We start from the raw sequence: 20181 nt of genomic DNA on the forward strand, positions 1-20181 counted from the left end.
GTCGCCTACCCTCTAGAACGTGCCGGACGAGAGTATTGGGATCTTCGACAGCGGGGTGGGCGGCCTGACGGTCGCGCGCGCGATCATCGACCAGCTGCCCCACGAGTCGATCACCTACGTGGCCGACACGGCCCGCCAGCCGTACGGGCCGAAACCCATCGCGGAGCTGCGCGCCTACGCCCTTGAGGTGATGGACCACCTCGTCGAGCAGGACGTCAAGATGCTCGTCATCGCGTGCAACAGCGCCAGCGCCGCCGTCCTGCGCGACGCCCGCGAGCGCTACGACGTGCCGGTCGTCGAGGTGATCCAGCCCGCCACCAGGCGGGCGGTGCGCGCCACCCGCACCGGCCGGGTCGGCGTGATCGCCACCCAGGCCACCATCACGTCGCTGGCCTACCACGACGCCTTCACCGCGGCCCCCGACGTGCAGCTCACCGGCGTGGCCGCGCCCCGGCTGGTGGAGTACGTCGAGCGCGGGGAGACGATGAGCAAGGAGCTCATCGACGTCCTGCGCGACTACCTGGAGCCGATCAGGGCGGCCGGCTGCGACACGCTCATCCTCGGCTGCACCCACTACCCGCTGCTCACCGGCGCGATCTCCTACGTCGTCGGCGACGGGGTCACGCTGGTCTCCAGCGCCGACGAGACGGCCAAGGACGTCTACCGGATCCTGCACGACCGCGGACTGGCGGCGGGAGGCGAGGCCACCCCCCGGCACCGCTTCCGCGCCACCGGCGACTCCCACCTCTTCGCCCGCCTCGGCAGGCGGTTCCTGGGCCCGGAGATCGACGTGGTCGAAGTCGCGCCAGTGGGGGGTACTACCTTTAGCGGGAGGCCCACATGAAGGTGACCATCGTCGGCTGCTCGGGCAGCTACCCCGGCCCCGACAGCCCAGCGTCCTGCTACCTCGTCGAGGCCGAGGGGTTCAGGATGCTGCTCGACCTCGGCAACGGGTCGCTCGGCGCGCTCCAGCGCCATATCGGCCTCTACGACGTGGACGCCATCTGCCTGTCCCATCTGCACGCCGACCACTGCCTCGACGTCTGCGGTTACCACGTGGCCCGCACGTACGGGCCCGACGCGCCGTACCCGCCCGTGCCGGTCTACGCGCCGGAGGGGGCGCCGGCCCGGCTCGCGGCCGCGTACGGGATGCCGGACGAGCCCGGCCTGGAGACCGCCTTCGACTTCACGCCGCTGTCGCCCGGCTCGTTCGAGGTGGGGCCGTTCATCGTCACCGCCGGCCTGGTCAACCATCCGGTCGAGGCGTACGGGTTCCGGGTGGCCAGCGACGACGTGTGCGTGGCGTACTCGGGGGACACCGGGGAGTCGGCGGAGCTGGTCAAGCTGGCCGCGGGGGCCGACCTCTTGTTGTGCGAGGCTTCGTTCGTCGAGGGGCCCGACCTGCCGCCCGACCTGCACCTGACCGGCCGTCAGGCGGCCGAGCACGCGGCCAAGGCCAACGCGGGCAGGCTCGTGCTCACCCATCTGGTGCCGTGGAACGACAACGCCAGAGTGCTGCAGGACGCGTCGAGGGGCGGCTACGCCGGGCCGATCGAGCTGGCCCGCAGCGGCGCGGTCTACGACCTGGCCTGAGCGTCGTCGAAGTCGCGTAATCGGGGCAGCGGCGAGAACAGCAGCGGCACGAACGACACGACCCGGCCGATCATGAACACCCACAAGGCCGTCCGCACGCCGAACTGCTGGGCGACGATCCCGCCGAGCAGCGCGCCCAGCGGGACCGAGGCCCACGTCAACGACCGGAACGAGGCGTTGACCCGGCCCAGCAGCTGCTCGGGAACCGTCGTCTGCCGGTAGGTGACCTGGCCGACCGTGCCCAGCGTCGAGCTCCACGACAACGCGACCGAGGTGACGGCGAAGAACGCCACCCGCCAGTCGGCCTGGGTCATCGGCAGCAGCAGAGCGAAGGGCGCCGGCACAGTGAGGGAGAGCCAGGTGATCCTGGCCGTGCCGACCTTCCTGGCCAGCAGCGCGCCGAGCAGGCCCGCGGCCACGCCGCCGAACCCGCCGGACATGAGCAGCACGCCGATGAGAGCCGGCGCCAGGCCCACCTCCTCGGCCAGGAACAACACCGACAGGCCGAGCACGGCGCCGACCGTCAGGTTCGCCATCACCGAGGACGCGGCGAACATGCGCAGCAGGCGGTCGCGCCACACGTAGCGCAGGCCCACGCCGATGCCGCGCAGCAACGGCTCGGGCTCGCCCGTCGCCGGCGGCTTGTCCGGGGTCTTGATGCTGCTGAGGAACAGCGCCGACGTCAGCGAGCCCAGCGCGGTGGCGAGCATTGTGAACGGCGCGCCGACGAGCTGCACCAGCAGGCCGCCGACGCCCGGCCCGGCCAGGAAGCCGCCGGAGCGCACCACCTCCAGCTTGGAGTTGCCGTCGCCGAGCTGCCGCGCGCTCACCAGGCTGGGCAGGTACGTCTGGTCCGCGACGTCGTTGAACACCTGCGCCGCGCCCGCCAGGAAGGCGACCGCGAACATCATCCCGATCGACAGCACGCCCAGTTGCGCCGCCAGCGGAATGCTCGCCAGCAGCACGAACCTGGCCAGATCGGTGACCATCATCACGCGGCGCCGGCGCATCCGGTCGACCCACACCCCCGCGGGCAGGCCGAGGACGAGGAACGCGGCGGTCTGCAGCGCGGACAGCAGAGCCACCTGGGCCGGCTGCGCGTGCAGCGTGACGACCGCCACCAGCGGGAGGGCCACGCGCGAGATATTCGCTCCCAGTTCGTTCCCCACGTGCGACGTCAGGAACCGGAGGAAGTCAGGGTTTCGCAACACCCCCGTTGTCATTGCGTAAGGATCCATGTGTCGGACACATTTGGTCAAGAGTGTCGTGCCGCGGAGATAGGGTGATCTGCATGTCCCGACAGGATGGCCGCAACCCCGACCAGCTACGCCCCATCACCATCACCCGGCAGTGGCTGGCGCATGCCGAGGGTTCGGTCCTCGTCGAGTTCGGCGGCACGAGGGTGCTCTGCGCGGCGTCGGTGCAGGACAGCGTGCCGCGCTGGCGCAGAGGCAGCGGGCAGGGCTGGGTCACGGCCGAATACGCGATGCTGCCGCGGGCGACCAATACCCGTAATGATCGGGAATCGGTCCGCGGCAAAATCGGCGGGCGCACGCACGAGATTTCCCGGTTGATCGGAAGATCACTTCGCGCGTGCGTCGATTACAAGGCGCTGGGCGAAAACTCCATTGTGCTCGACTGCGACGTTCTGCAGGCCGACGGCGGTACCAGGACCGCCGCGATCACCGGCGCTTATGTAGCGCTCGCCGACGCCGTCGCCTGGATGAAGGCGCGCAAGATGTGCCCCGGAGACCCGCTGATCGGCTCGGTCGCGGCCGTCTCCGTCGGGGTCGTCGGCTCGGTCCCCATGCTCGACCTGTGCTACACCGAAGACGTCGCCGCCGAGACCGACATGAACGTCGTGATGACCGGCGAGGGCGCCTTCGTCGAGGTGCAGGGCACCGCCGAGGGCGTGCCCTTCGACCGCGCGGCCCTCGACCAGCTGCTCGACCTGGCCGCCGCCGGGTGCGAGGAGCTCACCCTGATCCAGCAGGAGGCGCTGGGCGCATGAAGATCGTGCTCGCCACCCGCAACCCGGGCAAGATCGCGGAGCTGCGGCGCATCCTCGCCGGGTTCGAGATCGTCGGCCTGGAGGAGTTCCCCGAGATCGGCGAGGTCGCCGAGACCGGCGTCACCTTCGAGGAGAACGCGCTGCTCAAGGCGCACGCCGTCGCCAAGGGCTCCGGGCTGCCGGCCGTGGCCGACGACTCCGGGCTCTGCGTCGACGTGCTCAACGGCATGCCCGGCGTCTTCTCGGCCCGCTGGTCCGGCCGTCACGGCGACGACCAGGCCAACCTCGACCTGCTGCTCGCCCAGCTCTCCGACGTGCCCGCCGAGAAGCTGTCGGCGCACTTCGCCTGCGCCGCGGCGCTCGCGCTGCCGTCCGGGGAGCACCGGGTGGTGGAGGGCACGCTGCCCGGCCACCTGATCACCACCCCGCGGGGCACCAACGGCTTCGGCTACGACCCGATCCTGGTCCCGCTCGGCCACGACCGCACCACCGCCGAGCTGTCTCCCGACGAGAAGGACGCCATCAGCCACCGGGGCCGCGCCTTCCGCGCGCTGGCGCCGATCGTGCGCGACATCGTCGGCTCGTAACCACCGCGTAAGAACCTGCTGACCGCGGGCGACGTAACGTCGTACCGTGCAGAAGAACGAGACCATGCCCGCCTGGGCCGGCGCCCTGGCGGGGCTCACGGCGGGCGCGCTGGCGCTGGGGATCGCGCAGCTCGTCGCCGGGTTCGCCGGTCCTGAGACCTTCCCGGTGGTCGCGGTGGGGGACGCCGCCGTCGACCTGACGCCGGCGCCGGTGAAGGACTTCGCGATCAACACGTTCGGGGAGAACGACAAGACCGTCCTCGTCGGGGGCGTGCTCGTGGTGCTCGCCGGGATCGCGGCCGTCATCGGGGTGCTGGCGCGGCGGCGGCTCGCGTACGGGTACGCGGGGCTGGCCCTGTTCGGGGTGGTGGGGGTGGCCGCGGTGCTCACCCGACCGGGGGCGGGGGCGGCGGACGTGCTGCCCACGGTGGCCGGGGTGTTGTGCGGGGGGCTGGCGCTGGGGTGGCTGCTCCGGCGCGCGGGCGGCGGCCAGGGTACGGCCGTGGCGGGTCCCGAGGTCGGCGGCACGGTCGCGGCCGGTGAGGCCGGTGGCGAGGCGGCGCCTTGGGGCGGCGGTGAGAGGGCCGTGTCCGAGGTCGGCGGGGGCAGCGGGGCGGGCTCCGAGGTCGGCCCGGATGGTGCGGGGGCCGTGGAGCGGCCTGCTGTGATGCGGGCCGGGGCGGGGGAGCGGGGCTTCGACCGGCGGCGGCTGATCACCGGGGTGGCGGGCGGGATCGTGGTGGCGGGGGCGTCGGCCGCGCTGGGCCGGCAGCTCGGCGGGCGGCGGGAGCTGGCCGCGACGCGGGTGAACCTGGCGCTGCCCAGGCCGGCGACGCCCGCCCGGCCCCTGCCCGCCGGTACGGACTTCCGCATCCCCGGCCTGTCCTCCTTCATCACGAAAAATCAGGACTTCTATAGGGTTGATACGGCGCTCGTCGTCCCCCAGGTGGACCCGCGTGCCTGGAAGCTTCGTATCCACGGCATGGTGGACAGACCGGTGGAGATCACCTACGCCGAGCTGCTGAACCTGCCGCTCACCGAGGCAGACATCACCCTCACCTGCGTCTCCAACGAGGTCGGCGGCCCGTACGTCGGCAACGCCCGCTGGCTGGGCGTACGCATGGCCGACCTGCTGCGCCGTGCCGGGCTCCAGCCGGGCGCCGACATGCTGCTGTCCACCTCCGACGACGGCTTCACCTGCGGCACACCCGTGGACGTCGTGATGGACGGCCGCGACGCCCTCTTCGCCGTCGCCATGAACGGCGAGGCGCTGCCGTTCGAGCACGGTTTCCCCGTACGCCAGGTCGTGCCCGGCCTGTACGGGTACGTGTCGGCCACCAAGTGGGTGGTGGACGTGAAGGTGACCCGGTTCGACCGGGACCAGGCGTACTGGACGCCACGCGGGTGGGCCGCCAAGGGGCCGATCAAGACCGAGTCGCGCATCGACGTCCCGAAGAGCGGCGCCTCGCTGAAGGCCGGGCGCACGACCATCGCCGGGGTGGCGTGGGCCCAGCACACCGGCGTGGACGCCGTCGAGGTGCGGGTCGATCGCGGCGAGTGGCGGCAGGCGCGGCTGGCCGCCGTGCCGGGGCCCGACACCTGGCGGCAGTGGGCGCTCGACTGGGACGCCACGCCCGGGGAGCACACGATCGAGGCGCGGGCCACGGACGCGGCGGGTCGCACCCAGACCGAACGGCAGGCGCCGCCCGCCCCCGACGGCGCCAGCGGGTGGCCGGCCGTGACCGTCCAGGTGGCCTGATTCGCGGACGTTTGCGCAGGTAAAGCCGTTCCCCCAGACGGATAATCTTCCCCACTTCCCCCTCTCGGACGCGACGGCGGCCCTACGATCGGTCGTCCAAGCAGGACAGGAGGCAGGACGTGGTCCGCGAACGCAAGTCGAGCGTCCGAGGGGTCCTTCCGGAGGGGCAGTACAACCCGGTGGTGGGGGAGGGGGTCCGGTGGCTCGACTACGAACGCGCCGCCGAGGACGTCCCCGGCGAAGAGCCCGCCACGACCGAGGCGTCCTCCTCCCGTGAGGGCTCGGCCCCCTTAACGCCCGCCGCCTCCAGCGTCCGCGACGAGGGGCCGCCGCCGCCCGGCCTCCGTACGCGGGCCCCTGCCCCTTCCCAGCCATCCCCCCAGCCCGCCGCAGCCCCCGCCGCTGGTGTGGCCTCCGCTCTCGACGTGCTCACCGGTCTCGCCACCCGCCCGGCCCCGGCCCGCACCGACACGCCGTACGGCCTGACGTTCAGCCTGAACACCGTCAACCGCCTCGCCGCCGCCCTCCCGGACGAACGGGAGGACGCACGTCCCGGCCTGCCGATCGACCGGAAGGCGCCGACGGGCGTGCCGGACGGCCCGGCGCCGCCTCCCGCCGAGCCGCCCGGCTCCGCCTCCGGCTCCGGCTCCGGCTCCGGCTCCGGCTCCGGTGGCGGTGGCGGTGGCGGTGGCGCTGGTGGTGGCGCGGCGACCGGCGGGCAGATCGCCGCAGAAGCGCCGAACGCCGACGTGCCGAACGCCGGGGAGGCGCACACCGGCACGTCCGGCCCCCCTGAGGGGCGTCCTGCCGCGCCCGACGACTGGCAGCTCCGGGAGCGGGAGGCCTCGCGCACGACGGCTCACCCGGCCCGCGATCCGCACGGAACCGCGCCCACGCCGGCCGCCCCGCGCGAGATCGGCCTGAACGGAACCGCCCCGCAAGCGGGCCCGGCACGCGGGAGCACCCTCCGGGCCCCGGACACGGGAAGCCTGCGTGCGTCCGGTTCGGACCAGGGGGGCCTGCGTGGGGCCGGTTCGGACCAGGGGGGTCTGCGTGGGGCCGGTTCGGACCAGGGGGGTCTGCGTGGGGCCGGTTCGGACGAGGGGAGCCTGCGTGGGGCCGGTTCGGACGAGGGGAGCCTGCGTGCGGTCGGTCCGGACAAGGGGAGCCTGACTGAGGTCCGTCCGGACAAGGGGAGCCTGAGTGAGGCCCGTCCGGGCAAGGGCAGGTCGCCTGGGGCCGGGCCGGACGCGCGGGAGCCCGGGGAGTTCCCGGGGGGCCCGGCCGGTGGGCCGGAGAGACCCGGGGGCGCGGTGACGCTCGGTTTCGGGGCGGCGGTCAGCGGGATGCGACGGCTGGAGTTCGGGGAGCGGGACGGGGCCCGCGGCGCGGACGGACGCCACCCGCTGGAGGCCCGGATCGACCGGGCGAGGAACCGTACCGCCGTCGACTGGTTCGAGGGCGAGCGGCGGCCGCCGAGGCTGGCCGACAGCCGGCCGTACGGGCTGCCCGGCGGGCTGGCACAGCCCGACCCGCAGGTGGAACGGGAGCTGAGGCAGGCGCTGGAGCCCGGCGCCCGGTTCCCCGACCCGCGCGGCACCTGGGTCCGGCTGATCAACGGCGGCGGCCCGGCGGACGACCCCTTCCGGGCCTCCAACGCCGCCGACTGCGCCCTGGCCGTGTTGTCCACCTGGCACGGCGAGCCCGCCACCGCCGCCCCCCGGCTCCCCGAGTACGACGGGATCGGCCGGCCGCTGCTCACCGGCGAGAGGGGCGGAGCGGCCCGGATCGAGCGGTGGACCGGCCAGCGGTTCCAGTACGCGGGCCAGGGGCGGCACGCCTATCCGATGATCGCCCGGCGGCTGCTGGAGGCCGGGCACGGCGCGAGCGCGGTCATCGTGGTGCGCTGGCCGGGCGGCGGGTCGCACGTCTGGAACGCGGTCAACTCCGGCAGCGAGGTGATCTGGATCGACGCCCAGCGCGGGCACATGTCGGTCGAGCCGCCGTACGCGACGGTGACGGGGGTGTTCTGCATGATCCTCGACCGGCAGGGGCGGCCGCGATGAACATGGACCAGGCCAGGGCGCTGGCGGAGGAGTACGTCAACGGGACGCGCCCGCCGGACGAGCCGCTGTCGGTGGGCCTGTACGGCTTCCACGACGGGTACGTCGCCTGGATCAGGGAGCTCGACCCCGACGACCCCACCACCCTGCCGGACACGATCGGCGGGGCGTGCATCGTGATCGACAAGTCGTCCGGTGAGGTCGTGGTGCGGCCGCTGCTGGATCCGGAGACCGTCGCCGAGCTCTGGCCCGGCCGCACCCCGCGCTGACCGCATGACGCACGGCAGGCCGGGCGCCGCCCCCATAGGGCGCCCGACCTGTCGTCGCGCACGCCCCCATGGGACGCCGGGCCTGCGGGCACGTTCGTGGCCGCGCGGCCTCGGCGTCCCCCACGACACCCGTCCCATGAGGCCGCGCAGCCCCTGCGCGTACCCTCTATCCTGATTTTTCGCTTTTATTCACTTTTATAAGGGATTAACCGGTAGCCAGCGAGCCGACGATCGACGCCCTGGCCGCCCGCCGGGCCGGCACCACGGCGGCCAGCACGCCCGCCAGCCCCGAGAGCACCACGAACAGCGCGATCTGTCCGAGCGGCGCGGAGAAGACCGCCCCCGGCAGCATCGCCCGTACCGCGGCCCAGCCGAACACGGCGCCGAGCACCACGCCGACCAGCGCCCCGATCAGGCCGAGCAGCAGCGCCTCGACCGAGAGCATCCGCCGCAGCTGCGGCCGGGTCAGCCCGAGCGCCCGCAGCAGCGCCGACTCCCTGGTGCGCTCGTGCACCGACAACGACAGGGTGTTGGCGATGCCCAGCAGCGAGATCAGGATCGCCAGCCCGAGCAGCCCGGTCACGATCATGAGCAGCATGTCCAGGGTCTCGTCGAACTGCCCGCGCACCTCGGTCGAGCTGGCCATCTGGACGGTGGGATGGGCCGCGATCGCGGCCCTGACCACCTGGCGGGCCTGGTCGGTCGCGACGCCGTCGCGGATGTTGATCATCACGCGGGAGTCGGGCACCCGGTCGTAGTAGGTGTCGAACGGCCGCTCGGCGACGGTGAGCGGCGGCAGGGTGGAGTTCGTCCCGGCGAGGACGGCGACCACCTTCAACGGCACCGACCCGGCCAGCTCGGTCTTCACCGTGACCGTGTCGCCGACCTTGACGCCCAGGGCGGAGGCCGCGTAGTCGAGCAGCGCGACCTGCCCGGCCGAAAGGCCCGCCATCGAGCCGGACAGCACCTCCGGCGTGACGGTCCCGTGGTAGGTGCCGATGTCGAAGCGCCGGTCGCCCACCTTGCCGGGGGTCTCGCGGATCTGCAGGACCGAGGCCAGCTCGGGCCGGCCGCGCAGCTTCTCGGCCACCGACCTGGGCACCCCGCTGTCCTGCACCTGGCCGGCCAGCATGTAGTCGACCGGGAACTGCTCGTCGAGCTTGTTCCACACGGTCAGCCTGGTGGAGGCGCTGAGCACCGAGATCAGCGTCATCAGCGTGACGCCGATGGTGAGCGCGACCGTGGTGGTCGCGGCGCGCCGGGGGTTGCGGGCGGAGTTGTCCAGGGCCAGGCGTCCGGGCACGCCGAACAGCTTGGCCGGGACCCAGCCCACCACCGCGCTCAGCGGCCCGACCAGCACCGGCCCGAGGATCAGCACGGCCAGGAAGACCAGCGCGCCGCCGGCCATCACGACGAACAGCGTGCTCGTCTCGCCCGCCGGCATTCCCGCCACGCCGAACGCGGTCAGACCCGCCCCGGCCAGCAGGAACAGCCCCGCGAACACCGAGCGCAGCAGGCCGGTGCGGAAGACCTGCTCCTCCGGCTGGGCGCGCAGCGCCGCGACCGGCGGCACGCGGGTGGCCGCCCGCGCGGGCAGCAGGGCCGCGAACAGGGTGACCACCAGGCCGACGGCCAGGCCGATCCCGATGGTGGCCGGCGTCAGCGCGACCGCCGCGTCCGTGGGCATGGGGGCGTCGAACGCGGCCAGCAGCGTCAGGGCGAGCACGGCGAGCCCGTACCCGGTGAGCAGGCCGAGCGCGGAGGCGAGCAGCCCGACCGCGACCGACTCCAGCACGATCGAGCCGAACACCTGCCCGCGGGTCGCGCCGATGCAGCGCAGCAGCGCCATCTCCCGGGTGCGCTGCGCGACCAGGATGGTGAAGGTGTTGTAGATGACCAGCGCGGCCACCATCATCGCCACCGCCCCGAACAGCAGCAGGCCGATGGTCAGCGTGCGCATCGACAGCCCGGCCGAGGCCGCCAGGTCGTCGGCCAGCTCCGCGCCGGACTTGACCTCGTACCCGTCACCGAGCGCCGCGGCCACGGCCTGCTTGAGCCCGGGGGCCGAGCCGGCGACGTCGATCTCGCGGTAGCCCTTGGCGCCGGTCATGCGCTGCGCGGTGGCCGCGGTGAAGCCGAGCGCGCCGGTGAAGGAGAGCTCCTGGTCCACCCCGGGGTCGAGCAGGCCGACCAGCCGGAACTGGTGGCGGGCCTGCTTGCGGTCCAGCACGGTGATCGTGTCGCCGAGCCGCAGGCCCTGCGACTTCGCGGTGTTCTTGTCCAGCACGGCCGCCTGGTCGTCGGTGCCCGGGCCGGTGCCCGCGACGATCGAGGTGCGGTCCAGCGGGCCGGGGACGATGGACAGGGCCGTGGTCGGGCTGCTGCCGACGGCCCTGCCGTCCTTGCCGAGCAGCGGCGCGGGGTCGCGGATCAGGCCCTGCGCCTCGGTCACGCCGGCGAGGGCGCGCACCTGTTCCAGGGCCTTCTCCGGCAGCACGCCGTCGCGCTCCTTGGGCAGGACGGCCACGTCCACCTTGTCGGCGGCGGCGGTGACGCGCTGGGAGAAGCCCGCCTGGATGGTGTCGTTCAGCACGAACGTGCCCGCGATGAAGCCCACCCCGAGCGTGATCGCCAGCGAGGTGAGCAGCAGCCTGAGCTTGTGCGCGCGCAGCCCGGCCAGCGCCGTCTTCAGCACCTCAGCCCTCCAGCTTCACGAGCGTGTCCAGGACGGCCTGCGGCGACGGCGAGGTGATCTCGGTGACCAGCTCGCCGTCGCGCAGGAACACCACCCGGTCGGCGTAGGCCGCCGCGACCGGGTCGTGGGTGACCATGACGATGGTCTGGCCGAGCTCGCGGACCGAGGTGCGCAGGAAGGACAGGATCTCCGAGCCGCTGCGCGAGTCCAGGTTGCCCGTGGGCTCGTCGGCGAAGATCACCTGCGGCTTGCTGATCAGGGCCCTGGCCACGGCCACGCGCTGCTGCTGGCCGCCGGACAGCTCGGCCGGCCGGTGCCCGAGCCGGTTCCGCAGCCCGACGGTGTCGATCACGCGGGCGAACAGCTCCTCCTCCGCCTGCCGGGCGGCGATGTCCAGGGGCAGCCTGATGTTCTGCTCGGCGGTCAGCGTGGGCAGCAGGTTGAACGCCTGGAAGATGAAGCCGATCCGCTCCCGGCGCAGCAGCGTGAGCTGCCGGTCGGCCAGACCGGTCAGCTCGACGTCGCCGATGTGCACCGTGCCCGAGGTGGCGGTGTCCAGGCCGGCCAGGCAGTGCATGAGCGTGGACTTCCCGGAGCCGGAAGGGCCCATGATCGCCGTGAAGGCGCCGGTGGCGAAGGCCACGTCCACTCCGCGAAGGGCGTGGACCTGGGCGTCGCCCTGGCCGTACACCTTGGTCAGGGCCTTGGCCACCACCGCGGGCGGTGCCGCGCGCCAGGACTCGGTGAGGGTCACTTTCACTCCTTGTCGCGATTTTTCGTCACGACCAACGGTAGGAGTGGAAATTTCAGGAACTGTGGGCCCTGAGGAGGGACTTCGTGTAGGACCTCAGACGACCCCCGTCAGCCTTTCGGCCGATGCGAGGGCACGACGAGCCCCGCCTCGTACGCGTACACGACCACCTGGGCCCGGTCCCGCAGCCCCAGCTTGGCCAGCACCCGGCCCAGATGCGTCTTGACCGTGGCCTCGGCGACCTCCAGGCGGTTCGCGATCTCCATGTTCGACAGGCCGCGGGCCACCATGAGCAGCACCTCACGCTCGCGCGGGGTCAGCTCGGTCGCCGCCGGCAGCTCCTCCACCGGCAACTGGGCGGCGAAGCGGTCCAGTATCCGGCGCAGCGTGCGCGGCGAGACCACGGCGTCGCCCGCGTGCACCTGCCTGATGGCGTTGACCAGGTCGGCGGGCGGCACGTCCTTCAGCAGGAACCCGGCCGCGCCCGCCTTGATCGCGGCCAGGGCGTACTCGTCGAGGTCGAACGTGGTCAGGATCAGCACCTTCGGGCCGTCGATGCGCCTGGTCGCCTCGACGCCGTCCATGCGCGGCATGCGGACGTCCATGAGCACGACGTCCACCTCGACGCGGTCCAGCAGCTCCAGGGCCGTGACGCCGTCGGCGGCCTCGGCCACCACGTCGATGTCGGGCTGGGCGCCGAGCACCATCCTGAACCCGGCCCGCAGCAGCTCCTGGTCGTCGACCAGCATCACCCTGATCATCACGCCGCCCTGGCCGTCGGGAGGCGGGCCAGCACCTGGAAGCCGCCGCCGGTCAGGGGGCCGGCCGAGACCGCGCCGCCGTACATGCCGACGCGTTCGCGCATGCCGATCAGGCCGTGCCCGTCGGGGCTGCGCGGCGCGGCGGCGCCCCGGCCGTCGTCGGTCACCCGGACGACCAGCTCGGGCCCGCCGTAGTCGATCTCGACCCGCGCGTGGACGTGCGGGCCGCCGTGCTTGAGCGCGTTCGTCAGCGCCTCCTGGACGATGCGGTAGACGGCGAGCTGCTGCCCTTCGGGCAGGTCGCCGGGCACGCCGCCGATCCGCAGGCTGGCCGGCACGCCGGCGCCGCGTACCAGCTCTTCGAGCTGGCCCAGGCCGGGTTGCGGGGTGTAGTCGGTGTCGTCGTCCTCGTTCTCGCGCAGCACGCCGACCATCCTGCGCATCTCGGCCAGGGCCGCCCGCCCGGTCTTGGAGATGTTCCGTACGGCCAGCCGGGCCTGCTCGGGGTCGCTGTCCAGGGCGAAGCCCGCGCCGTCGGCCTGCACCACCATCACGCTCACATTGTGCGCCACCACGTCGTGCAGCTCCCTGGCGATCCTCGTGCGCTCGGCCGCCGCGGCCATCCTGGCCTGCTGGTCGCGTTCGCGCTCGGCCCGCTCGGCGCGTTCCTCCAGCCCTTCCAGGTAGCGCCGGCGGGTGTTGGCGTACAGGCCGGCCAGCCAGATGGTGACGACGAAGATCGAGCCGCTGAAGAACATGCCGAAGGTGGCGACGGACCAGTTCACCAGCGCCAGGAAGATCCCCAGCTCGGCCACCAGCCCAGCGGCCAGCGCCCAGCGGAACGCGCACTCGGAGGCGACCGTCCACAGCGCCACCATGACCGCGAGGTTGGCGGGCAGCGGGTCGACGTGGGCCAGCCACTGCCCGAAGGAGGCCAGCGAGATCACCGCGTACGCGGCCAGCGGCCTGCGCCGCCACAGCAGCGGCGCGATCAGCAGCACCGAGAGCGCGACATATCCTGCCACGCCCAGGTACCGGCTGCCCCCCGCCGGGGTGAGCGAGGCGTAGGGGATCGCCAGAAGCAAGCTGAAGACGGCGAGGGGGGCGACCCGCAGGACGCTCACCAGCCCGCCGTGGCGCCTCGACCACGCCCGTACCCTGCCGAACACATCATCACGATATGTACGCCACGCCGGGAGTTTGTCCGTCTGGAGGGGGAAGTCCGCCTACGACCCAGGTCTTACATGGGTCTTACGGGGGACCAGGCATGGTGGTACACGGGAGCGCCCCTCGCGGGCGAGTAAAGGGAGATCGTGATGGCGGATCATGATCGAGACGCGGGTCGCGCGGTGAAGAGGAAGCACCGCGCGACCCGGCCCCCCGGACGGCGCGCCCCGCGCAGCCGCTGCGTGTGCGGGCGGGGGGACTCGAACCCCCACAGTGTCTCCACCAACAGGACCTAAACCTGCCGCGTATGCCATTTCGCCACGCCCGCGATCCCGCCGAGGCGGGCTGGGAACAGCTTAGCGCTCCGGCCGTGGCCGGGCAGCCTTCCGCGACGACCGCGGGCCCCTCGCACGCGGGGCCCGCGAGCCGGGTCAGACCAGGCCGAGCTTCTTCTTGAGCGAGGCCACGTGGCCGGTGGCCTTCACGTTGTAGAGCGCCTGCTCGATCTTGCCGTCGGCGTCGATGACGAACGTCGAGCGGATCACGCCGATCATCTCCTTGCCGTAGAGCTTCTTCGGGCCGTACGCGCCGTACGCCTGGTGGACGGCGAGCTCCGGGTCCGACAACAAGGGGAAGGTCAGGGCGTCGCGGGCGACGAACTTGGCCAGCTTCTCCGGCTTGTCCTTCGACACGCCGAGGACGACGAAACCTTCGCCGGTCAGCTGGCTGAGGTTGTCGCGGAAGTCGCAGGCCTGTTTGGTGCAGCCGGGCGTCATGGCGGCGGGGTAGAAATAGAGGATCACCCTCTTGCCGCGCAGGCTGTCGAGGGAGACGGTGCCGCCGTCGGCGGTGGGTAGCGTGAACTCGGGCGCGGCGTCGCCGGGCGCGAGCTTGGTCTCTGTCATGGGCCCTCCTGAGTTCCTCCGGCAAACCTACCGGCCCGGCCGCTGTGCCGTACGGCACGCCGACCTGACAGACTGATCACGACCAGAACGGACGGAGCTCGCGACGGACAACGTAGCGGGCGCGACCACGCGTACGGTCGAAAGGAGAGCCATGGCTGACACCGATCCCGACGAGTTGGAGCGGCGGATCGCGCGCACGCGCGCGGAGTTGGCGCAGACGGTCGACGCCATCGCCGACCGGGTGAGCCCCAAGCGGGTCGCCGAGCGTACGGTCGCCGATGTCAAGAGCCGGGCGGGCCACTTCGTGGCGTCCGTGGGGGACGCCCTCGGGGTGACCGCCCGCCCGGTCGACTACGGCGACAAGCCCGAAGGGGTGTGGGAGGACGAGCAGCCCAACCTGGCGCCGGTGCTCATCGGCGTCGGCGCGGTGCTGGTCGTCGGCGCCGCGATCGTGCTGTTCCGGCGCAGGCGCCGCCGGCGCTGACCGGGTGCCGGGGCCGGGGTCACAGGAACGTGCGGCCCTCGCCCCGGTACGTCGGCACCGACTCGGCGAGGGTGTCGCCGTCCACGAGGTGGAGGGTGTCGAAGCGCTCGCACATCTCGCCCGCCTTGGCGTGCCTGAACCACACCCGGTCCCCGACCCGCAGCTCCTGGGCCGCCTGGCCCAGCAGCGGGGTCTGCACCTCGCCGGCGCCCTCGTCCTGCGCGTACCGCAGGCCGGCGGGCAGGTACGGCTGCGGCAGCCGGCTCGGCCCGGGAGGGCCGGAGGCGAGGTAGCCGCCGCCCAGCACCGTCACCGTGTCCGGCCCGGGACGCCGGACGACCGGCAGCGCGAACAGGGCCGCCGGACGCCCGGTGAAACGCCGGTAGAAGTCGAACAGCCGCGGGTGGAAGAAGCCCGATCCGGCGGCGACCTCCGTGATCGCCTTCTCCCTGACCGTCGTCTCGATCGAGCCGGTGCCGCCGCCGTTGACGAACTCCAGGTCGGCGACCTGGCGCACGGCGTTCACGACGCGGCCGCGGCGGACGACCAGCTCGCGGGCCGAACGGGCCTGCATGACCCGGACGACGCGGGCGAAGGCGGCGTTGCCCGGCGGGGCGTCGCCGACCCCGGCGATCTGCGCCTCGTAGGCCATGAGCCCCACCAGGCGCAGCCCCGGCCGCTTGGCGATGGCCGTGGCCAGGTCGGCGGCCTCGTGGGGCTCGCGCACGGGGGAGCGGAGCGCGCCGGCCCGGAACTTGCCGCCGAGGGCGACGTAGCCGGCGTCCAGGTCGAGGGAGAGCCGCAGCTCGGCCCTGGGATGCACGCCCGACACGGCCTTGTCGACGAAGTCGAGCTGCTCGCGGGAGTCGACGGTGATCGCGATCTCGGCGGCGGCCCGCGGGTCGGCGGCCAGGGCGGCGAGCGCGTGCCGGTCGGCCGTGGGGTAGGCGACCAGGATGTCGGTGAAGCCCTGACCGGCCAGCCACAGGGCCTCGGGGAGGGTGAAGGCCATGATGCCGCGGAAGCCGTCCATGGCCAGGATGCGTTCGAGGACCGCGCGGCTGCGCACGGACTTGCTCGCCACCCGGATCGGCTTGCCGGCGGCGCGGCGTACCAGGTCGGCCGCGTTGGCCCGCATGGCCGCCAGGTCGAGGATCGCGAAGGGCGGTTCGAGCGCGGCGGTGGCGCGGTCGTAGCGCCGGCGGTCATCCATGTCAGCAGGGTAACGGCATATCGGGCGAATGAATATGAGTGGGGTTCATATTCATTGGTGGAGCGCGGGAGAGGTTCGCTTTCCTTGGTGCGGCCGTAATGATCGGGCAAATGGGCGGCGAGGGCGCGGTCGCGGTCCCCGCGCACCCATGTACGTCTGTCGTTGTGATGACCACGCTTCAGCAGATGGTGCCCGCAGCCATCACCGCCCAGCACCACACCGGGCTGCGCAGGGCGAGAAGGGCGCTCAGACCGGCGCGCACGCTGCCCGGCGCCCTCGTCGCGCTCGTGCTGGCCGCCATGCTCGGCGCGACGACCGCCGAGGTGGTGACGTCGCTGCTCGGCAAGCCGCTGGGCTGGGTCCCGGTGAACGAGGCGGTCGAGCTGGCCGGCGCGCGGACGTGGCCGCAGGTCTCCTCGGCCGCGCTGCTCACCGCCGCGGCCGGGCTGCTGATGCTGCTGCTCGCGATCGTGCCGGGACGGTCCAGGACGGTCCCGGTCGAGACGTCCGACCCGCTGATCGTCATCGGCATCACCCGCGCCGGGCTGCGCCGCACCCTGCGCGCGGCCGCCCAGAAGGTCAACGGCGTGGACCGGGCCCGGGTACGGCTGCGCCGGCGCACCATCGAGGTCACCGTCGTGACCGGGCCGGAGAGCTCGGGCGCGATGCTCCGGCAGGTCGGCACGGCGGTCGGCGACCGGCTGGCCGGCGTCGGCACGCTCGGCACCGGCGAGGTCGTCGTCCGGCTGCGCAGGAAGGGCGTGTGATGCGGCAGTACACGGGCAACCGCGTCGGCCTGGCGCTGGTCGGGCTCGCCCTGCTGGGCGTGGGCGGCTACGGCTGGCTGCGCGGCCGGGGCCTGCTCTTCGACCTGCCGCGCAACGCCAAGGTGCTGCCCGCCGAGTTCGCCCGCACGCTGGCCGCCGACCCCTGGACGTTGTGGCTGCTGGCCTTCGCCATGCTGATCCTGGCCATGCTCGCCGTGCGCTGGCTGCTGCTGAGCCTGGGCTGGGGCCGCCGGGGCGCGGCCAGCGGCACCGGCACGGCCATGCTGTGCGTGGGCCTCAAGGGCGTGGACGGCCTGGGCCGGGCAGCCGTACGGGTCGCCGACAACGGCCTGCGCGTCGCCCTGACCTGCCCCTCCGACGCGGACGTCGGCGCCGTGGTGACCAAGCTGGACCAGGACATCGTCGGCCGCATCCGCCGCGAGGTACGCGACGACGAGACGCCGGCGGTCGTCCGCGTCCACGTCCGCCGCCAACCGGCCGAGCGCCGCTGACCCGTCAACCGGCTGCTCGTAGCTGAAGGAAGAAGGCGCGACTCGGCGCCTTCGTCGTCGAATCCGATCGGGAGGTCGTCATTCACCGCATCATCGGCGCGTTCGCCGCCGCAACCCTCGCCCTCGCCCTCGCCCTCGCCGCGCCCGCCGCCCACGCGGCGACGGGCGACGGCTTCCCGCTGATCCCCTGCAAGATCGGGGAAGACGGCCAGATGGGGTGCGTGGGGGACCACCTGCCCGGCCTGCTGGCCCAGGCCCTCAGCCCCGCGGTCGGCCTGATCTGCGTGAACAGCCACACCACCACGGTCATCTGCCGCTCGTCCGCCTGACACCTGGCTCCCCGGCCCTCTCCTGCGGAGGGGCCGGGCGGGTCTACTCGTAGTGGTAGCGAGCCTGCAACACGACGATCTCGTCGTGTGCGACCAGGTACACCAGGCGATGCTCGTCGGTGATGCGCCGGGACCAGGCGCCCGCCAACGCGTACTTGAGCGGCTCGGGCTTGCCGATGCCCTCGTAGGGATCGCGCAGGACATCCTCGACGAGCCGGTTGATGCGCTTGAGCACCTGCCGGTCAGCCGTCTGCCAATGGACGTAGTCCTCCCAGCCTTGGCTGGTGAACGCCACCTTCACCGAGCAGCCTCGTCGCCCAGCAACTCGTGCCGCTCATGACGCCCTTGGACCGCTTCCTGATAGGACTCGATCAGCCGGCGGGCGTTGGCCGGGGAACGTAGCAGGTAGGCCGTCTCCTGCAGTGCTTCGTACTCCTCTGCGGCCACCAGGTAGGCGCTGCCGCTCTTGGAGACGATCTCCACGGCGGTGCGGTCGTTGTTGACCTCTTCGATGAGGGGGAACAGACGACGGCGAGCTTCGCTGGCGGTGATGGACATGATCGCCTCCTCCGAGTGGTACCACTTCACGGTACCACTCGGAGGGGAGTCAGCACTCGATGACGTTGACGGCCAGGCCGCCGCGGGAGGTCTCCTTGTACTTGTCGAGCATGTCGCGGCCGGTGTCGCGCATGGTCTTGATGGCCTTGTCCAGAGCCACGTAGTGGCGGCCGTCGCCGCGCAGGGCGATCCTGGCGGCGGTGATGGCCTTGTTGGAGGCCACCGCGTTGCGCTCGATGCACGGGATCTGCACCAGGCCGCCGATCGGGTCGCAGGTCAGCCCCAGGTTGTGCTCGATGCCGATCTCGGCGGCGTTCTCCACCTGCTCGGGGGTGCCGCCCATGACCTCGGTCAGCCCGGCCGAGGCCATCGAGCAGGCCGAGCCCACCTCGCCCTGGCAGCCGACCTCGGCGCCGGAGATCGAGGCGTTCTCCTTGAACAGCACGCCGATCGCGGCCGCCGTGAGCAGGAAACGCACCACGCCGTCGTCGTCGGCGCTCGGGACGAACTTGGTGTAGTACGTCAGCACGGCCGGGATGATGCCCGCGGCGCCGTTGGTGGGGGCGGTGACGATGCGGCCGCCGGCGGCGTTCTCCTCGTTGACGGCCAGGGCGAACAGCGCCACCCAGTCCATCGCCTGCAGCGGGTCCTTCTCGGCCGACTCGGCCTGCAGCCGCCGGTGGAGCTGGTTGGCCCGGCGCTTGACCTTCAGGCCGCCGGGCAGCACGCCCTCCTTGGTGATGCCGCGCCGCACGCACTCCGACATCACGCGCCACAGGTTGAGGATGCCCGCGCGGATCTCCTCCTCGGTGCGCCCGAACGCCTTCTCGTTCTCCAGCATCAGGGCGGAGATCGACAGGCCGGTGTTCGAGCAGTGCTTGAGCAGCTCCTCGCCCGAGGCGAACGGGTAGGGCAGGACGGTGTCGTCGGGCTTGATGCGGTCGGCGCCGGTGGCCTTCTCGTCCACGACGAAGCCGCCGCCGACGGAGAAGTAGACCTTCTCCCGCACGGTCCCGCCCTGCTCGTCGCGGGCGGTGAAGCGCATGCCGTTGGGGTGCTCGGGCAGGGAGATCTTGCGTTCGAAGACGAGGTCATGGCCCACGACGAAGGGGATCTCGTGCTCGCCGTAGAGCTTGACCGTGCCCGAGGCGCGCATCTCGGCCAGGCGGGCGTCGACGGAGTCGACGTCGACCAGCTCCGGCTTCTCACCGGACAGGCCGAGCAGCACCGCCTTGTCGCTGCCGTGGCCCTTGCCGGTCAGGCCGAGCGAGCCGTACAGGATGACCTCGACGCGGGCCACGCGGGGGAGCAGGCCGTCGTCGTGCAGCCCGCGGGCGAACTTGTGCGCGGCGGCCATCGGGCCGCCCGTGTGGGAGCTGGACGGTCCGATGCCGATCTTGAAGAGGTCGAAGACGCTGATCGCCATTGATGGGCGCCCTTCAGTTCAGGAAGTGCCGGGGCCCGCCGCGGGCCCCGGCGTTGGTGTCAGGACTCGCCTGAGGTGAGCGCCGTGTACTCCTCGGCGGACAGCAGGTCCTCCGCGTCGCCCTCCATGCGGACGCGGAACATCCAGCCGTCGCCGTACGGGTCGCTGTTGGCCAGCGACGGGTCGTCGGCCACGGCCGAGTTCACCTCGACGATCTCGCCGCCGACGGGCGCGTAGATCTCGCTCACCGACTTGGTGGACTCCACCTCGCCGACCGAGTCACCCGCCTCGACGGTCGAACCGACCTCGGGGAGCTGCACGAAGACGACGT

At 72.5% G+C, this 20181-nt stretch carries 21 protein-coding genes and 1 tRNA gene; 10 read left to right on the forward strand and 12 right to left on the reverse strand.

Annotated elements, in window-relative coordinates:
* Positions 1–19: 19 nt before the first annotated feature.
* Both murI and AB0J71_RS45875 read left to right on the forward strand, forming a co-directional pair.
* The gene (gene murI / locus AB0J71_RS45870) at positions 20–844 is read left to right on the forward strand and encodes a glutamate racemase (RefSeq protein WP_352326190.1); all 825 of its coding nucleotides are present in this window, start codon (positions 20–22) and stop codon (positions 842–844) included.
* Positions 841–1593 carry an MBL fold metallo-hydrolase gene (locus tag AB0J71_RS45875; protein WP_352326189.1) on the forward strand — a complete coding sequence of 251 codons (753 nt, stop codon included), beginning with the start codon at positions 841–843 and terminating at the stop codon, positions 1591–1593. Before murI ends, AB0J71_RS45875 begins: the two co-directional genes overlap by 4 nt.
* Here AB0J71_RS45875 and AB0J71_RS45880 read toward each other — a convergent pair.
* Complete coding sequence (locus tag AB0J71_RS45880) at positions 1578–2831, reverse strand: MFS transporter (RefSeq protein WP_364420490.1); 1254 nt, start codon at positions 2829–2831, stop codon at positions 1578–1580. The genes AB0J71_RS45875 and AB0J71_RS45880 overlap by 16 nt on opposite strands.
* A gap of 53 nt (positions 2832–2884) precedes the next feature.
* Between AB0J71_RS45880 and rph the strand changes: the two genes are divergently transcribed.
* The 5 genes from rph to AB0J71_RS45905 all read left to right on the forward strand — a co-directional run bounded on the left by rph (position 2885) and on the right by AB0J71_RS45905 (position 8282).
* Entirely contained in the window at positions 2885–3604 is a 720-nt protein-coding gene (rph, locus tag AB0J71_RS45885) for a ribonuclease PH (RefSeq protein WP_352326186.1), read from the forward strand.
* Positions 3601–4191, forward strand: coding sequence for an RdgB/HAM1 family non-canonical purine NTP pyrophosphatase (gene rdgB / locus AB0J71_RS45890; protein WP_352326185.1), 591 nt, complete (start codon positions 3601–3603; stop codon positions 4189–4191). Before rph ends, rdgB begins: the two co-directional genes overlap by 4 nt.
* A 46-nt stretch (positions 4192–4237) precedes the next feature.
* Complete coding sequence (locus AB0J71_RS45895) at positions 4238–5950, forward strand: molybdopterin-dependent oxidoreductase (RefSeq protein WP_364420492.1); 1713 nt, start codon at positions 4238–4240, stop codon at positions 5948–5950.
* A 119-nt stretch (positions 5951–6069) separates the two neighbouring features.
* Positions 6070–8016 carry a toxin glutamine deamidase domain-containing protein gene (locus AB0J71_RS45900; protein WP_364420494.1) on the forward strand — a complete coding sequence of 649 codons (1947 nt, stop codon included), beginning with the start codon at positions 6070–6072 and terminating at the stop codon, positions 8014–8016.
* Complete coding sequence (locus AB0J71_RS45905; protein WP_352326181.1) at positions 8013–8282, forward strand: hypothetical protein; 270 nt, start codon at positions 8013–8015, stop codon at positions 8280–8282. Before AB0J71_RS45900 ends, AB0J71_RS45905 begins: the two co-directional genes overlap by 4 nt.
* Before the next feature lie 205 nt (positions 8283–8487).
* On the opposite strand, the gene AB0J71_RS45910 is transcribed toward AB0J71_RS45905, so the two are convergent.
* The 6 genes from AB0J71_RS45910 to bcp all read right to left on the reverse strand — a co-directional run bounded on the left by AB0J71_RS45910 (position 8488) and on the right by bcp (position 14561).
* Positions 8488–10977: an FtsX-like permease family protein gene (locus AB0J71_RS45910; RefSeq protein ID WP_364420496.1), complete on the reverse strand. Its 2490-nt coding sequence runs from the start codon at positions 10975–10977 to the stop codon at positions 8488–8490.
* A 1-nt stretch (position 10978) separates the two neighbouring features.
* Positions 10979–11731, reverse strand: coding sequence for an ABC transporter ATP-binding protein (locus AB0J71_RS45915; RefSeq protein ID WP_364420499.1), 753 nt, complete (start codon positions 11729–11731; stop codon positions 10979–10981).
* Positions 11732–11838: 107 nt separating this feature from the next.
* Positions 11839–12489 (reverse strand): response regulator transcription factor, encoded by a 651-nt coding sequence (locus tag AB0J71_RS45920; RefSeq protein WP_352326178.1) that lies wholly within the window; start codon positions 12487–12489, stop codon positions 11839–11841.
* The gene (locus AB0J71_RS45925; RefSeq protein WP_352326176.1) at positions 12489–13658 is read right to left on the reverse strand and encodes a sensor histidine kinase; all 1170 of its coding nucleotides are present in this window, start codon (positions 13656–13658) and stop codon (positions 12489–12491) included. The genes AB0J71_RS45920 and AB0J71_RS45925 overlap by 1 nt, the downstream gene beginning before the upstream one ends.
* A 243-nt stretch (positions 13659–13901) precedes the next feature.
* Positions 13902–13984, reverse strand: a tRNA-Leu gene (locus tag AB0J71_RS45930).
* Between the two features lie 103 nt (positions 13985–14087).
* A complete protein-coding gene (gene bcp, locus AB0J71_RS45935; protein WP_352329699.1) occupies positions 14088–14561 on the reverse strand; it encodes a thioredoxin-dependent thiol peroxidase in 474 nt (157 codons plus the stop codon).
* 151 nt (positions 14562–14712) lie between these two features.
* On the opposite strand from bcp, the gene AB0J71_RS45940 reads away from it, so the two are divergent.
* Positions 14713–15045: a DUF3618 domain-containing protein gene (locus tag AB0J71_RS45940; RefSeq protein ID WP_189648887.1), complete on the forward strand. Its 333-nt coding sequence runs from the start codon at positions 14713–14715 to the stop codon at positions 15043–15045.
* 19 nt (positions 15046–15064) lie between these two features.
* Here AB0J71_RS45940 and AB0J71_RS45945 read toward each other — a convergent pair whose 3' ends face one another.
* Positions 15065–16258: an amino acid deaminase/aldolase gene (locus AB0J71_RS45945; protein ID WP_364420501.1), complete on the reverse strand. Its 1194-nt coding sequence runs from the start codon at positions 16256–16258 to the stop codon at positions 15065–15067.
* A gap of 185 nt (positions 16259–16443) precedes the next feature.
* On the opposite strand from AB0J71_RS45945, the gene AB0J71_RS45950 reads away from it, so the two are divergent.
* Both AB0J71_RS45950 and AB0J71_RS45955 read left to right on the forward strand, forming a co-directional pair.
* Positions 16444–17025, forward strand: coding sequence for a DUF6286 domain-containing protein (locus AB0J71_RS45950; protein ID WP_352329702.1), 582 nt, complete (start codon positions 16444–16446; stop codon positions 17023–17025).
* Positions 17025–17537 (forward strand): hypothetical protein, encoded by a 513-nt coding sequence (locus AB0J71_RS45955; protein ID WP_352329704.1) that lies wholly within the window; start codon positions 17025–17027, stop codon positions 17535–17537. The genes AB0J71_RS45950 and AB0J71_RS45955 overlap by 1 nt, the downstream gene beginning before the upstream one ends.
* A 372-nt stretch (positions 17538–17909) precedes the next feature.
* Here the strand turns inward: AB0J71_RS45955 and AB0J71_RS45960 are convergent, their stop codons facing one another.
* From AB0J71_RS45960 to AB0J71_RS45975, 4 genes are all read right to left on the reverse strand, one after another.
* The gene (locus AB0J71_RS45960) at positions 17910–18167 is read right to left on the reverse strand and encodes a Txe/YoeB family addiction module toxin (protein WP_352329705.1); all 258 of its coding nucleotides are present in this window, start codon (positions 18165–18167) and stop codon (positions 17910–17912) included.
* Entirely contained in the window at positions 18164–18424 is a 261-nt protein-coding gene (locus AB0J71_RS45965) for a type II toxin-antitoxin system prevent-host-death family antitoxin (RefSeq protein WP_352329707.1), read from the reverse strand. The genes AB0J71_RS45960 and AB0J71_RS45965 overlap by 4 nt, the downstream gene beginning before the upstream one ends.
* A 49-nt stretch (positions 18425–18473) precedes the next feature.
* A complete protein-coding gene (locus AB0J71_RS45970; protein WP_364420503.1) occupies positions 18474–19850 on the reverse strand; it encodes an L-serine ammonia-lyase in 1377 nt (458 codons plus the stop codon).
* Positions 19851–19909: 59 nt separating this feature from the next.
* On the reverse strand, positions 19910–20181 hold a 272-nt coding region (locus AB0J71_RS45975; RefSeq protein ID WP_364420505.1), incomplete at its 5' end, for a biotin/lipoyl-containing protein.

It is taken from the genome of Nonomuraea sp. NPDC049637 (genome assembly GCF_040675235.1).
Lineage (GTDB): Bacteria > Actinomycetota > Actinomycetes > Streptosporangiales > Streptosporangiaceae > Nonomuraea.